Here is a 13,004-nt window from a genome sequence, read left to right as displayed (position 1 = left end):
CCTCGCAGGTCCATTTCCCATCATGCGCCTCGTACGCCGGGTGCACCAGGGGTGAACAGCATGAATTCGGGCAATTTTCGCAAATCGATCAATGCGGAGAATCGATCACCGGGGGCCGGTTCAGGGCCGCGGCCACCCGTCCACGAAGCTCATCGTCCGGTGGTACGGCCCCTCGGGCCCGGTACTGCGGTAGTCCTCCGTGCTGCTGCCGGTGCGGACGGTGCGGTCGCCGTCGTGGCGTTGGGCGGTCGGGCGCAGGGTGTGGTCGACGGTGGAGCACTCGGTGACGTGGCCGCCGGTCGCCGTGCCGGCCTCGCGGTGGTAGCCGAGGTCCATGGCGGTGGTCTGGTCGGTGTTGCCGGCCGCGTCGTGGCTCACCTTGTAGGTGACGTCCAGCGGTTCGCCCTCGTGGACGGTGGTGGTGCGGTGCGGTCCGCCGCCCCAGGTCGAGGTGGTGCGGGTGAGGTCGGCGCCGTTGTGCAGCGTCACGTCGTTGCCGCTGTCGCGCAGTTGCTGGCCGGAGCGGAAGGAGAGGTCGTCGCGGACCTCGGTGGTGATCCGGCCGTGCGAGGTCTGCACCCAGCCCCGGGCGAGGTCGTGCCGGGCGGCGGTGACGGTCCAGTCGCCGCTGCCGCCGCCGTGGTCGGCGAGCGCGGTGCTCACGGCGGCCTCGGGGGCGACCCGGTGGTCGGTGAGCTGCCCGGTGGTGCGGGCGGCGCCGTGGTCGACCTCGGCGAAGAGGTTGACCTGGCCGGTCCAGGTGTCGTTGCTCTGCGCCTCGGCCGCGTTGACCGTGACGCCGACGGTGTGCGGGCGGCCGTCGAGCAGCAGGCCGACGTACGGGGTGAGGTCGAGCTTGTAGGCGGGCAGGTCGAAGGCGAAGATACCGGGGACGGGCCGCCAGAGCAGCGGGTCCCAGCCGCCGGTGTAGATCACCGGGTACGGCCAGACCGCGCCGGCCACCCGGCCGTCCACGGTGAGGCGCAGCTCGCGGAACGGGCCCTTGCCGCAGAGGCCGAGGCCCGGGTTGGCGGCGACGAAGGCGTCCGGCGCGGAGGCGTAGGCGAACTCCTCGCAGGCGCCGCCGCCCCGGGTGTAGACCTCGGCGGTGAGGCGTTCGAGGTTCTGCGGGAAGGTGAGTTCGCGCCCGGCGGCGGGGGCGGCCTGGGTGAGCGCGAACGGTCCGGTGGTGAGCAGCCGGTCGGCGCCGCGGGCGGCCGGCCAGCGGTCGTTCGCGGTGTAGAAGGTCAGGGTCGCGCTGATCGTGAAGACGCCGGTGTAGGTGGCGTCGGTGACGTTGGCGAGGTCGAAGGAGAAGTCCTGCGGGCCGGACGCGAACAGTGGGGCGTAGCGGGTGACGTCGTGCTCGACGTTCCACTCGATGCCGTCCTTGGACGGCTCCGGGGTGGAGGAGAGCAGCACCTGGACGCCGCCGACCCGGACGCTGAACATCCGGTCGAACTGCCGCCCGGCGACCTGCCCGTGGAGGTCCAGCACCACCGCCGACCACGGGCCCGCGCAGTCGGCGGGCGGGGTGAGGGTGGCGGTGAACGGGGTGTCGGGCGGGTTGCCGTACCCGTTGCGGAACTCGCGCTGGTGCATCGCCTCGACGGTGCAGGAGCGGGTGTCGGGCCGGGTGAGGGGCTTGGTGGCGGTGACCGGGTCGTGGTAGTCGGTGCCGAAGTCGGCGCGGGCGGGGCCGGCGGCGGTGAGGGTGCCGGCGAGGGTGAGCGCGGCGGCACCGAGTAAACCGGCGGCGCGGCGGAGCAGCGGGCGCAGGGCCAAGGCGGATCCCCGGGGTCGGGCGGCCCGTGGCGCTGCCGCGGGCCGGAGGGATGATCCGGCATCCTTCCGGCGGTGGCATGCCAGCGTCAAGGGTGGTGGTCGGGGGGTGGTGGTCAGGGGTACGGGGTGGGGGCCGTGGTCGGCGGTGCCGGGTCGGGGCGCGGCTACTGCTCCTCGAGCGCCGCCGCCTCCTGCCGGATGAGGTCCCGCAGGGTGGCCAGCCGGGGTCGCCGGTCGTCCAGCCGCCACTGCATCTCCAGCGGCAGGGTGGCCCGCCCCTCCAGCCGTACGGTGGCCACGTCCTCGGTGAGGTGGCCGGTCATCGAGCCGGGCACCAGAGAGAAGGCGCGGTTGCGGGCGAGCAGGTAGAGCCGGGACCCGACGATCCGGGGCGGGCTGACCAGCACCGGCGGGTCCACGCCGTGGTCCCCGCAGAGGCCGAGCACGTGGTCGTAGTAGCGGGGGTGCTGTTCGCGCGGCCACAACAGCAGGGGCAGGTCGCGCAGTTCGGCCAGGCCCAGGCCGGTCCGGCCGGCCAGCGGGTGGTCCCGGCCGAGCGCGACCAGCACCGGCTCGTCGGCGATCCGCTCCAGTCGGTAGCCGGCCACCTCGTCCAGGAAGCGGCCGAGCCCGATGTCGGCGAGTTCGGCGGCCAGGATGGCGGAGACCTGGCCGGTGTCCACGGCGAGTTCGGCGGTGTCGAGCGCGGGCAGTTCCTGCTCGGCCCGGCTGACGACGGCGGGCAGCAGCCGGTTCACCACGCTCGGCGAGGCGACGATCCGGGCGGTGCCCAGCCGGGACTCCTCGTGCAGCCGGACCCGGGTCAGCATCGCCTCGGCCTGGCCGAGCAGCCGCGCGCTCTCGGTGGCCATCACCGCGCCGGCCTCGGTGAGCGCGACGGAGCGGCGGCTGCGGTCGAACAGCTCGACGCCGACCGTCCGCTCCAGCCGGGCGACCTCCTGGCTGACCGTCGGCTGCGAGATGTGCAGCCGTTCGGCGGCCCTTCCGAAGTGCAGCGTCTCGGCGACGGTCAGGAAGACCTCCAGCTGACGCAAGGTGAAACCCATGGTCGTCAGGGTAGGCGAAGGGGTGGACGAACTAATAGCTGACGGCCTATCGGAAGCCCCAGGACTCATTCTGGATTCCGATGCGAGCCGTCCATACGCTGGCCATCACGTTGCCCCACCGCAGTGGCATCTCAACAGAGAGTTCGCATCATGACCGGACTTCCGCCCAGCACCCCCGCCACCCCCGCGACCCCCGCCATCCGCGTTGCCGAGGAGGTCGCGCAGGCCCTCGCCGACGGCCGGCCCGTGGTCGCCCTGGAATCGACCATCTTCACCCACGGCCTGCCGCGCCCCCGCAACCTGGCCGTCGCGCTGGAGGCGGAGAAGCAGCTGCGGGAGGCGGGCGTCGTCCCCGCCACCATCGGCGTGCACGCCGGGGTGCCGACGGTCGGTCTGAGCACCGAACAGATCACCGAGCTCTCCGCCACCGACGGGCTCGACAAGGTCAGCCTGCGCGACCTCCCGGTGGTCGCCGCGCTCGGCCGGCACGGCGGCACCACCGTCGCCGCCACCGCCTTCCTGGCCCACCGTGCGGGCATCCGGGTCTTCTCCACCGGCGGCCTCGGCGGCGTCCACTTCGGTGCCTCCGAGAGCTTCGACGAGTCGGCCGACATGACCACCCTGGCCGCCACCCCGGTCACCGTGATCAGCGCCGGGGTGAAGTCCATCCTCGACATCCGGGCCACCCTGGAGCGCTTCGAGACCTTCAACATCCCGGTCATCGGCTACCGCACCCGAAAGTACCCCGGCTTCTACATCACCGACTCCGGACACGAGATCAACTTCAGCGTCGAATCGCCCGAGCAGGCCGCGAAGGTCATCGACGCCCGCGACCGGCTCGCCCTGCCGCAGGCCGTCCTGATCGCCAACCCGGTCGACCCGGCCAAGCAACTGCCGCCCGAGGAACTGGACGGCATCCTGGCCCGCGCCTGGGCCGAGGCGGAGCGCCAGGGCATCACCGGCAACGCCTCCACCCCCTTCCTGCTCGACCACATCCAGCGCGACACCGACGGCCGCAGCCTGGAGGTCAACGTCGAGGTCTACCGGAGTAACGTCCGGCTCGGCGGCGAGATCGCCACTGCCCTGGCTGCGTCAGGCGCTTCGGCCGCTTCGGCCGCTTCGGCCGCTTCGGCCGCTTCGGCCGCCGAGACCGGGGCCTGAGCCGTGCTGGGGGTGCTCGGCGACCTCGTCGAGGACATCGTGGTCTGGGTCGACGGCCCGCTGCGGCACGGCACCGACTCCGGGGCCCGGGTCTTCCGGCGGCGCGGCGGCAGCGCGGCCAACGTCGCCCGCTTCGCCGCCGGGCAGTACCCGGCCCGCTTCCTCGGCTGCGTCGGTGCGGACCCGGTCGGGGACGGCGTGGTCGCCGAACTGAACGGCCACGGCGTCGACGTCCGGGTCTCCCGGCACGGCCGGACCGGGAGCATCGTGGTGCTGATCGACCCGGACGGCGAGCGGACCATGCTGCCCGACCGGGGCGCCGCCACGCTGCTGGAACGCGTCCCGGACGACTGGCTGGCCGGCCTGACCCACCTGCACGTGCCGGCCTACTCCTTCGACGGCGAGCCGGTCGGCAGCACCGCGGTGGACGCCCTCGCCCGGGTCCGGCAGACGGGCGGCACCACCTCGGTCGACGCCTCCTCGACCGGCATGCTGGAGCAGTTCGGGCGGGAGCGATTCCTCGACCTGCTGGCGGAGTTGGCACCCACCTTCGTGTTCGCCAACCGCTCCGAGTCCGCCTTCCTCGGCCTGCTGGTCGACGGCCTGCCCGGGCCGGAGCGCGCCCGACTGGCGGCCACCACGGTGGTCACCAAGTCGGGCGCCGAGGCCACCACCGTCGACGTGCCCGGCGAGGGGCTGTTCACGGTGCCGGTACCCCCGGTGGCGGAGGTGCGCGACCTCACCGGGGCCGGGGACGCCTTCGCGGCGGGGTTCCTGGTCGGATTCCTGGACACCGGGGACCTGCGGCTGGCGGCCGGGCTCGGGCACCGCAGCGCTGCCCGGGTGCTGGCCTCGCCGGGGGCCTCCTGCGGCGAGGGGTGACTGGCGGGGACGTGCTGACGTTCTGACGTTGCTGACGCCCTGATGTCAATGACGCCCTGATGTTGCTGACGCCCTGCCGTGCTGACCGGCGGCCCCGGCCTCGGCGCGCCGGGGCCGCCCGGTCGGGTGACGGCGGGGTCAGCGCAGGGCGTCCTTGTGGAGGAAGCGCTTCAGCCGTTGCCACGTCCAGGTGTTGACGACGTCCTCGGCGGTGAGCCAGCCGCGCTGCGCCGTGCCGACGCCGTAACGCGGGTAGGCGAGGTGCGGGGTGGCGTGGGCGTCGCTGTCGATGCTGAACCGGACGCCGTGCCGCCTGGCCCGCAGGATGTCCTCGTCGCGCAGGTCGAGCCGCTGCGGGGAGCTGTTGATCTCGATCGCGGTGCCGGTGCGAGCGGCGGCCTCGAACACTGCGTCCAGGTCGACGTCGATCGGGCCGCGACTGCCGATCCGTCGGGTGCTGAGGTGGCCGATGACGTGCACGTACGGGTTCTCGCAGGCGCGGACCAGGCGGCGGGTCTGGGCGGCGCGGTCGAGGGCGAAGTGCGAGTGCACGGAGGCCACGCAGACGTCGAAGCCGGCCAGGAACTCGGGTGGCCAGTCCACGCCGCCGTCCGGGTCGATGTTCAGTTCGGTGCCGTGGAGCAGCCGCATCTTCTTGTGCCGGTCGGCGAGTCGGCGCAACTGCTCGCGCTGGGCGAGGATCTTCTCGTCGGTCATCCGCTGCATGACCAGGTTCGGCGCGTGGTCGGTGACGGCGAAGTAGGAGTAGCCGCGCGCGGCGGCGGTGTCGATCATCTCCTCCAGGGTGGCCAGCCCGTCGGTCAGGTCGGTGTGCGTGTGCAGGTCGCCACGCAGGTCGGACTCCTGGACCAGGTCCGGGAGTTCACCGTTCAGGGCGGCCTCGATCTCGCCCCGGTCCTCGCGCAGCTGGGGCGCGATCCACGGCAGGCCGAGCGCGGCGTACACCTCCTCCTCGGTCTCCGAGACCACCTTGGCGCCGCCGTCCACCTCGAACAGCCCGTACTCGGAGAGCTTCAGCCCGGCCCGCACGGCCATCGTGCGCAGCTTGATGTTGTGCGCCTTCGAGCCGGTGAAGTAGACCAGCGCCGCGCCCCAGTCCTCCTCCGGGACGACCCGCAGGTCCACCTGGACGCCCTGGGTGGTGCGCACCGAGGTCTTGGTCGTCCCGCTCCCGATCACCTCGGCCACGTACGGGAGTTCGGTGAGCGCGGCCATCAGCGGGGCGGAGTCCTCGGCGGTCGCCAGCACGTCGATGTCGCCCACCGTCTCGCGCATCCGGCGCAGCGAGCCCGCGTACGCGCAGCGCGTGCAGCCGGGGACGGCGGAGAGCGCGGCGACCAACTGCTCGGCCAGCTCGGTGGCGGTGTCCAACAGGGACCGGCCGCCGGACTGCCGCATCAGCTCGATGCCGTGCAGGATCTTCTCGCCGCTGCGCTCGCCGAAGCCGGCCAGGTCGGACAGCTTGTCGGCGCGGACCGCCTCGGCGAGTTCGTCCACCGAGGCGATGCCGAGGTCGCGGAACAGGGCCAGGGCGCGCTTCGGGCCGACGCTGGGGACGGCCATCATCTCCCGCACGCCGGCCGGGATCTTGGCGCGCAGCGTCTCCAGGGCGGGGATCCTGCCGGAGGCGAGGTACTCGGCGATCTTCTCGGCGGTGGACTTGCCGACGCCGGGGATCTGCTGCAGACCCTTGACGTCCAGGCCCGCGAGGTCCTCGGGGTGGCCGCCCACCGCGCGGGCGGCCTTCTCGTAGGCGCGGGCCCGGAAGGCGTCCCCGCCGGTGATGTTGATCAGGTCGGCGTACTCCTGGAGCAGCTCCCTGACCTGGTCGTTGAGCCGGGGCATGGGGCAAGTCTAGGTTCGGCGGGGCGGGTTCGCCGGATCGGCTTGGGGGGGTGCGTCCGGGGCGCGTTCGGGGGATCGGGGTTGGTCCGGGGTCTGTTCGGGGTTCGTCCGGGTGCGCGTCAGTCGTACGCGACGGTCATCAGCAGGACCACGGTCAGTCCGCCGCCGGGGGTGGACTCGACCGCGAGCCGGCCGCCCGCCGCGAGCACCAGGCTGTGCAGGGCGGGCCCCACCGGGCCGGCGGGCCGTACGCCCGCGAGCAGCCACTCGCGTGCCTCGGGCAGCTCGTAGGCGCCCCGGTCCGAGATCCGGATCTCCACCCGGTCACGTCCCCGCGCGCCGTTCCTCAGGTCGTCTCGTATGCCGCGCACGTCGAGTGCATCGTGTACGTCCCGTACGTCGCATGCGTCGCCCCGGCGGCCGCCGCCCGACACCTCGGCGCGGACGAGCACCCGGCCGCCCAGCGGGCTGCGCCGGATCGCGTGGTCGACCAGCCCGGCGAGGGCCGCCTCCAGCCGCCGGGCGTCCCCGGCCACCACCGGCAGCCCGGGCGCCACCCGGACCGTGACGGCCGCCGAGCGGCCGCCGCCGCGCATCACCCGGCGGAGCACATCGGCCACCTGGACGTGCCGGGCCATCGGTTCGCAGCCGGCCTGGCGGCCGGTCCACCGCAGCCGCTCCAGCTCCGCGTGGGTGAGCGTCCGGGGCGCGGCCATGGTGCCGGACTGGAACGGCCCGAGGCCCTCCTCGGCCTTGACGGCGACCGTGCCGCCGCCCGCGCGTCCGGTGTCGCTCCTGCGTCCGGTGCCGCCCGTGCCGCCGAACGCCGCGAGCGCCCGGGCCCCCGACGCGACGTAGCCCCAGAGCCTCCCGCGTGTCATCGTCCTGCCCCTCGTGCCTCACCGGCGGCCGTCATCGGTTCCGCGGCCGACCGGGACGGGCCGCTTTCCGGGCCCTCCTGCCAGCCTGCGCCTCACCCGCCCGGGTGACAATCCCGCCCCGGGACGCGAACCCGGCCCGCGCCCCCGCCGAGCGGCCGGCCGTGCACCCGCCGACCGGCGGGGCTCGGGTGGGGCAGCCCGGCGGGGCAGCCCGGCGCGGCCCCGGTGAGGCAGCCCGGCGCGGCCCGGTGACCAGGCCTGCCGGGAACCGCAAAGAACTCTTCGCAGAAAACCCTTTGCAAAGCATTCTTTGCGGTCTTACGCTCCTGCCATGAGCGAAGACCGCGGCTGGAAGCACAGCGACGACCCGCACATCGCCATCACTGCCAAGGGCATGCGGGCGATGGCGCACCCGGTGCGCATGCAACTGGTCGGGCTGCTGCGCAAGCACGGCCCGTCCACGGCGACGAGGCTCGCCGCGCAGCTGGGGCTCAACTCCGGGGCCACCAGCTACCACCTGCGCCAGCTCGCCGCCGCAGGCTTCGTCGAGGAGGACCAGGAGCGCGGCAACGCCCGTGAGCGCTGGTGGCGTTCGGCCCACCGGCTCACCGTCTGGACGGGCGACGACATGGCGGACGAGGAGCCCGACACGGCCGTCGGCTTCCTGCGGTCCGTCCTGGCCGCACACACCCTGACCGGCCAGCGCACGCTGGACGCCTTCGAGACCATGCCGCGCGAGTGGCGCCGGGTGACGGACCTCAGCGACCTGATCCTGCGGCTCACGCCCGCCGAGGCCGAGCAGCTGACCGGCGAGCTGTCCGAGGTGATCGGGCGGTACCGCCCGATCGACGCCGACGGACCGGCCCCGGAGGGCGCCGAGCAGGTCTCCGTGATCGTCCACGTCCTGCCGGATCCGAGCACCACCACCGAGGGGGCAAGCGCATGACCACCACCGCCGTCGACCCGCCCGTGCGCAGCTTCCGGCCGCTGGCCGGGGTGCTGACCGCCACGGTCGTCTCCGTGACCGGCACGCGCGTCTCGGCCATCGCCCTGCCCTGGTTCGTTCTGGCCACCACCGGCAGCGCCACCATGACGGGCCTGGTCGCCTTCGCCGAGATGGCGCCGTACGTGCTGGTCAAGGCGCTGACCGGGCCGGTGGTCGACCGGCTCGGGCCGCGCGTGGTGTCCTGGACGACGGACGCGGTGAGCGCCGTCGCGGCCGGGCTGGTGCCGCTACTGCACGCGCAGGGGCTGCTCCCGTTCTGGGTGCTGCTGGTGATGGTCGCGGTGATCGGCGGGATGCGCGGCCCGGGGGACCTGGCCAAGTCGGTCATGGTCCCGGAGGCGGCCGACCGCGCCCAGGTGCCGATGGAACGCGCCACCGGGCTGTCGGGCGTCACCGAGCGGCTGGCCTCCACGATCGGTCCGGCGGTCGGCGGCGGGCTGGTCGCACTGATGGGCCCGCTGGCCGGGCTGGCGGTCAACGCGGCCACCTTCGCGCTCGGGTCGCTGGTCATCGCCCTCGCGCTGCCGCGCGGCATGGGGCGCCCGGCGGCGCAGGTCGCTCCGGCGGCTTCGGATGCTCCGGCGGTGGTCGGCGCGGCCGCCGCGTCGGCGGCGGAGCGGGAGCAAGGCGGCGGCTACTGGCGGATGTTCCGCGAGGGATTCGCCTTCCTGCGGTCCGAGCCGCTGCTGCTCGCCGTGATCGTGATGGTCGGCATCACCAATCTGCTCGACGCCGGCTTCGTGACCGTCCTCGTCCCGGTCTGGGCGCGGGAATCCGGCAACGGCCCGGCCGCCATCGGGCTGACCGCCGGTGTCATGGGTGCCACGGCGGTCGTCGGCAGCCTGATCGCGGCAGCCGTCGCCTCGCGCCTGCCTCGCCGGACGGTCTTCTTCGTCGGCTTCCTGCTGTGCGGTGCGCCCCGGTTCGTGGTGCTCGCCCTCGGCGCGCCGATGTGGGTGGTGCTCACGGTCTTCGCGATCGGCGGCTTCGGCTCCGGCTTCCTCAACCCGATCCTCGGCGCAATGCTCTTCGAGCGGGTGCCCCGCCACCTCCTCGGCCGCGTCCACGCCCTCGGCGACTCCCTCGCCTGGGCGGGCATTCCCCTCGGCGGCCTCGTCGCGGGCGCGTCGGTCGCCCTCGTCGGGCTGATACCCAGCCTGCTCGCGGCCGGCGCCCTCTACTTCGCCACCACGACGCTGGCCGGCCTCCGGCCCGAGTGGCGCGAGATGGACCGCCTCCGGGGGCACGTGGGCGGCTCCGGGAGCTCGGGCAGTTCTGGGAGCTCGGGCGGCTCCGAGAGCTTTGGCAGCTCGGGCAGCGAGGCCGTCGACGGGCAGTCGGCGGCGGACACGACGAGGCAGCCGACTCCGGCGCACTCGTAGGAGCTGTCCACCCGTCGGAACCGCTCAGCGGATGGGTTCGGGGGCCTCGGCGACAGGTGGGTGGCCCGCCCAGTGGAGCAGCAGGAGCGCGGCCAGAGCCGCGAGGGCGCACCAGGTGGAGATGAAGGCGAGGCGCCAGAGCAGAGCACAGACGAGGGCGCCCGCGCCGGTGACCAGGCCGAGGCGGCGGAGCAGGTGGTCGCCGCTCGCGAGGAAGGAACCGACCGTGGCCAGGAGGTAGCCGGTCAGGAGGAGGGCCGGGTGCGGGATGCCGATGGCGTAGCCGAGCGTGTGGCCGTGTGCGGTGGCCGTCACCGGGTGGGAGTCGACAGCTGCGGCAAGCGGGACGGCGACGGCCACGCCGAGCAGGGTGAGCCCGGCGAGCACGCGCCGGCGCGGTCCGGTGGTCGCGCACCACACGGCCGCCGGGACCAGCACGGGCAGCAGCGGCAGGGCGATCACCGCCCAGGCGGTGCGGGCCGCTCCGGCGACGGCGACGGGCAGTTCACCGTCCGTACCGCGCCAGACCAAGGCCTCGATCAGCTGGTGTAGACCCAGCACCAGCGGGAGCGCGGCGATCGGTAACCGCTGCGGCCGGCCGGCCCGGTGAGCGCGGACCAGACACGCCACCCCGGCGGCCGCGACCACCCCACCGGCCACGGCGTCCGCCTCCGCGCTCCAGCACATCGGGGCCTCTAGCCGGACTTCCCGGGGCCGCCGTCGGGTCCGTCCTCGGGCCTGCTGCCGGTGCCGGTGCCGGTGCCGTTCTCGGTGCCGTTCCCGGTTCCGCCCTCGGGCCGGTCCCCGGTGTCGTCCACGGACTCGTCCTCCGGCGCCGCCCCGATGCTCTCCGGGTTGTCCCGGGCGGTGCCGGGCATCGCCGGGTGGCGGCCGATCACGATCACCCCGATCACGATGGCCAGCATCCCGGCCGATTGCCAGGCCAGCGCGGCCGGGGTAACCCGCAGTCGGTCGCCGAGGAAGCCGACCGCGCAGGCGATCCCGGCCAGCGGCTGGGCGGCGGTCAACGCCGGCAGCGACATCCGCAGTGGCGCGGCCTCGAAGGCGCTCTGTACCAGCAGCAGTCCGACCACGCCCGCCACCACCACCGCGTACGGCTGCCAGCTGCGCAGCACGGCCGACAGTCCCTGGTGGTCGAGGCGCAGGGTGGTGGTTCGGGTGAGTGCGTCCTGGAGGCCGTAGAGCAGACCGGCGGCGAGCGCCAGCAGGGTCGCCTCCTCGAACAGCGGCATCCGCCGAGCCATCGAGACCAGTAGCACGACCAGCCCCACCACCGTGCCGACCACCAGCCAGTGCCGCAGCTCCCCGGCGGGCGCCCCACCGCCGGTCGGCTTCCCGGCCACGATGAAGGCCGTCACTCCGAGACCGAGCAGCAGCACCCCCGCCCAGCCTGAGCGGCCCAGGGTCTGACGGGTCAGCACCCGGGCGAGTGCCATGGCGAACAGCAGGTTGGTGGCCAGCAGCGGTTCGACCAGGGACACCTCGCCCTGGTTGAGCGCGAGCGCCGAGAGGATCAGCCCGCTGACCATGAAGCCGGTGCCGAGCAGCCACTCGGGCATCCGCATCAGGTCCAGCAGCAGCCGCCAGTGCAGGAGATCGGCACGGGGGGCCCGCTGCGCCGCGTGCTGCTGGAGGACGAAGCCCAGACCCAGACAGCAGGCCGCACTGAGGGCGAGGAGGAAGACCGCCACGGAGGGACCACCAGGTTGTCGCTGCCCGCGCCGCGCCGAAGGGCCCGGGGTGGGTCGGCGGTCGCGGCCCGCTTCCGTCAGCGTACCGCCGGGGCGGCGGCCGGGCCGATCGGACGCGACCGGCGGGGCGCGGGGCCGAGCGTTGCGCCGGGCACTGCACCGAGCGGGCGCCGGGCGCTGGGCCGGGCACCCGCCTGCGGGAGGTGGCGCGAGGGGGGTGCCGGGCTGCCGCGCCCGGTGCCGTCGTCCGCGCTTGCCGCCTCGGGCGGGGCAGGCGCACGCTGGTGTGAGCGGCCGCCACGGGTCACCGTCCGTGCCGGTCAGGACAGGCGCGACGGGGGCCTGCGCCAGGAGGTGTGGCATGCACAACCAGTGGGACGTGGAGCTGACATTCGACGAGGACGGCGTGCACACGGCGTGCGACGCCAGGTTGACGGGCGCGAGGGCGCCGGGCCTGAGCGCGCACGGCGAGGCCGTGAAGAGCGCCGACGACCGTCCGCTCGCCAGGATCGGCGAGGAGGTCGCGGCCTCCCGCGCCCTGGAGGAACTGTCCCGCAAGCTGCGGGCCCAGGCCACCGGGGAGATCGACGACGAAGGGCACCGCCCGGGGTACCTGATCTACTGACGGCGGCCCGGCACGGTCCCGGGCGGCACGGTCGTACGGCCAAGGCGACGGCCACGGCAACCCCGCCCGGGCCCGTTCGCTGCCGCCCGGGTCTGCCCCGCCCGGGCCAGCGTCCCGGGTCTGCGTCCCGGGTCTGCCTACCAGGTCGGGAACGGGGTGCGGCAGAGCCGTTCCGCTGCCGAGCGGAGCGCCTTTTCCCAGACTCGGAAGGCCTCGGGCCGCTCGGCCGCGATGAGGTCGACGTGGTACTCGTAGCCGACGGCGTCCACGAAGTCGCGCTCGGCTTCGGTCCAGCCCGCGAAGAGGCGCCGCCAGACCTCGGCCGCCACCTGCGACGGCGTCATCGCACCGGCCACCAGCCGGTCCGCCACATGGTGCAGCACACAGCACTCGGTGATGTCCTGGTCAGGGAGAGCGGTGCCGAACTCGCCCAGCACCACCGGGAACAGCTCGGCATTGCTGTCACTCCGCGACAGCCCCGCGAGTTCGCGCAGGGCCGGGGAGTCCAGGCCGGCGACGAGCAGGTGCGCCGCCGCGATCGGCAGCTCCTCGTTGGGGACCAGCCCGGCACGGTACTGCCAGGCAAGGGTGAGTAATTGTTCCATGCAGGGAATTCTGTGGCACCGGACGCGGCCGA

General features: G+C 74.0%; 12 protein-coding genes. 5 read left to right on the top strand and 7 right to left on the bottom strand.

Annotated features, from left to right (window positions below):
* Positions 1-120: 120 nt before the first annotated feature.
* Together ACIBEC_RS36620 and ACIBEC_RS36615 are read right to left on the bottom strand one after the other, a co-directional pair.
* Positions 121-1,785, bottom strand: a complete 1,665-nt coding sequence (locus ACIBEC_RS36620; protein ID WP_360503151.1) for a peptide-N4-asparagine amidase — start codon at positions 1,783-1,785, stop codon at positions 121-123.
* 164 nt (positions 1,786-1,949) lie between these two features.
* Positions 1,950-2,852: a LysR family transcriptional regulator gene (locus tag ACIBEC_RS36615; protein WP_360503154.1), complete on the bottom strand. Its 903-nt coding sequence runs from the start codon at positions 2,850-2,852 to the stop codon at positions 1,950-1,952.
* Positions 2,853-3,002: 150 nt separating this feature from the next.
* Here ACIBEC_RS36615 and ACIBEC_RS36610 point away from each other — a divergent pair, with 150 nt between their 5' ends.
* The gene (locus ACIBEC_RS36610) at positions 3,003-4,013 is read left to right on the top strand and encodes a pseudouridine-5'-phosphate glycosidase (RefSeq protein WP_360503157.1); all 1,011 of its coding nucleotides are present in this window, start codon (positions 3,003-3,005) and stop codon (positions 4,011-4,013) included.
* Positions 4,014-4,016: 3 nt separating this feature from the next.
* The gene (locus tag ACIBEC_RS36605) at positions 4,017-4,895 is read left to right on the top strand and encodes a PfkB family carbohydrate kinase (RefSeq protein ID WP_360503159.1); all 879 of its coding nucleotides are present in this window, start codon (positions 4,017-4,019) and stop codon (positions 4,893-4,895) included.
* Positions 4,896-5,033: 138 nt separating this feature from the next.
* Here the strand turns inward: ACIBEC_RS36605 and polX are convergent, their stop codons facing one another.
* Both polX and ACIBEC_RS36595 read right to left on the bottom strand, forming a co-directional pair.
* On the bottom strand, positions 5,034-6,761 hold the full coding sequence (gene polX, locus ACIBEC_RS36600) for a DNA polymerase/3'-5' exonuclease PolX (protein WP_360503162.1): 1,728 nt from the start codon (positions 6,759-6,761) through the stop codon (positions 5,034-5,036).
* Positions 6,762-6,880: 119 nt separating this feature from the next.
* The gene (locus tag ACIBEC_RS36595) at positions 6,881-7,642 is read right to left on the bottom strand and encodes a hypothetical protein (protein ID WP_360503164.1); all 762 of its coding nucleotides are present in this window, start codon (positions 7,640-7,642) and stop codon (positions 6,881-6,883) included.
* Positions 7,643-7,973: 331 nt separating this feature from the next.
* Between ACIBEC_RS36595 and ACIBEC_RS36590 the strand changes: the two genes are divergently transcribed.
* Together ACIBEC_RS36590 and ACIBEC_RS36585 are read left to right on the top strand one after the other, a co-directional pair.
* Positions 7,974-8,588, top strand: coding sequence for a helix-turn-helix domain-containing protein (locus ACIBEC_RS36590; protein WP_360503167.1), 615 nt, complete (start codon positions 7,974-7,976; stop codon positions 8,586-8,588).
* Entirely contained in the window at positions 8,585-10,030 is a 1,446-nt protein-coding gene (locus ACIBEC_RS36585; protein WP_360503170.1) for an MFS transporter, read from the top strand. Before ACIBEC_RS36590 ends, ACIBEC_RS36585 begins: the two co-directional genes overlap by 4 nt.
* Positions 10,031-10,054: 24 nt before the next feature.
* On the opposite strand, the gene ACIBEC_RS36580 is transcribed toward ACIBEC_RS36585, so the two are convergent.
* Together ACIBEC_RS36580 and ACIBEC_RS36575 are read right to left on the bottom strand one after the other, a co-directional pair.
* Positions 10,055-10,717, bottom strand: a complete 663-nt coding sequence (locus ACIBEC_RS36580; RefSeq protein WP_360503173.1) for a DUF6629 family protein — start codon at positions 10,715-10,717, stop codon at positions 10,055-10,057.
* An 8-nt stretch (positions 10,718-10,725) separates the two neighbouring features.
* The gene (locus ACIBEC_RS36575; protein ID WP_360503176.1) at positions 10,726-11,742 is read right to left on the bottom strand and encodes a DMT family transporter; all 1,017 of its coding nucleotides are present in this window, start codon (positions 11,740-11,742) and stop codon (positions 10,726-10,728) included.
* A 361-nt stretch (positions 11,743-12,103) separates the two neighbouring features.
* On the opposite strand from ACIBEC_RS36575, the gene ACIBEC_RS36570 reads away from it, so the two are divergent.
* Positions 12,104-12,367 carry a dsRBD fold-containing protein gene (locus tag ACIBEC_RS36570; protein WP_350524766.1) on the top strand — a complete coding sequence of 88 codons (264 nt, stop codon included), beginning with the start codon at positions 12,104-12,106 and terminating at the stop codon, positions 12,365-12,367.
* A gap of 137 nt (positions 12,368-12,504) precedes the next feature.
* Here the strand turns inward: ACIBEC_RS36570 and ACIBEC_RS36565 are convergent, their stop codons facing one another.
* On the bottom strand, positions 12,505-12,972 hold the full coding sequence (locus ACIBEC_RS36565) for a hypothetical protein (RefSeq protein WP_360503179.1): 468 nt from the start codon (positions 12,970-12,972) through the stop codon (positions 12,505-12,507).
* Between the last annotated feature and the right edge of the window lie 32 nt (positions 12,973-13,004).

Source organism: Kitasatospora sp. NPDC051164, assembly GCF_044455625.1.
Taxonomy (GTDB): Bacteria; Actinomycetota; Actinomycetes; order Streptomycetales; family Streptomycetaceae; genus Kitasatospora.
The sequence above is the reverse complement of the archived record's forward strand: the minus strand, read 5'-3'. Positions and strand labels throughout refer to the sequence as shown.

Coding starts and splice junctions, on each gene's coding strand:
- ACIBEC_RS36615 (WP_360503154.1), bottom strand. CDS start 2,852: ATGGGTTTCACCTTGCGTCAGCTGGAGGTCTTCCTGACCGTCGCCGAG.
- ACIBEC_RS36610 (WP_360503157.1), top strand. CDS start 3,003: ATGACCGGACTTCCGCCCAGCACCCCCGCCACCCCCGCGACCCCCGCC.
- polX (WP_360503162.1), bottom strand. CDS start 6,761: ATGCCCCGGCTCAACGACCAGGTCAGGGAGCTGCTCCAGGAGTACGCC.
- ACIBEC_RS36595 (WP_360503164.1), bottom strand. CDS start 7,642: ATGACACGCGGGAGGCTCTGGGGCTACGTCGCGTCGGGGGCCCGGGCG.
- ACIBEC_RS36590 (WP_360503167.1), top strand. CDS start 7,974: ATGAGCGAAGACCGCGGCTGGAAGCACAGCGACGACCCGCACATCGCC.
- ACIBEC_RS36585 (WP_360503170.1), top strand. CDS start 8,585: ATGACCACCACCGCCGTCGACCCGCCCGTGCGCAGCTTCCGGCCGCTG.
- ACIBEC_RS36580 (WP_360503173.1), bottom strand. CDS start 10,717: ATGTGCTGGAGCGCGGAGGCGGACGCCGTGGCCGGTGGGGTGGTCGCG.
- ACIBEC_RS36570 (WP_350524766.1), top strand. CDS start 12,104: ATGCACAACCAGTGGGACGTGGAGCTGACATTCGACGAGGACGGCGTG.
- ACIBEC_RS36565 (WP_360503179.1), bottom strand. CDS start 12,972: ATGGAACAATTACTCACCCTTGCCTGGCAGTACCGTGCCGGGCTGGTC.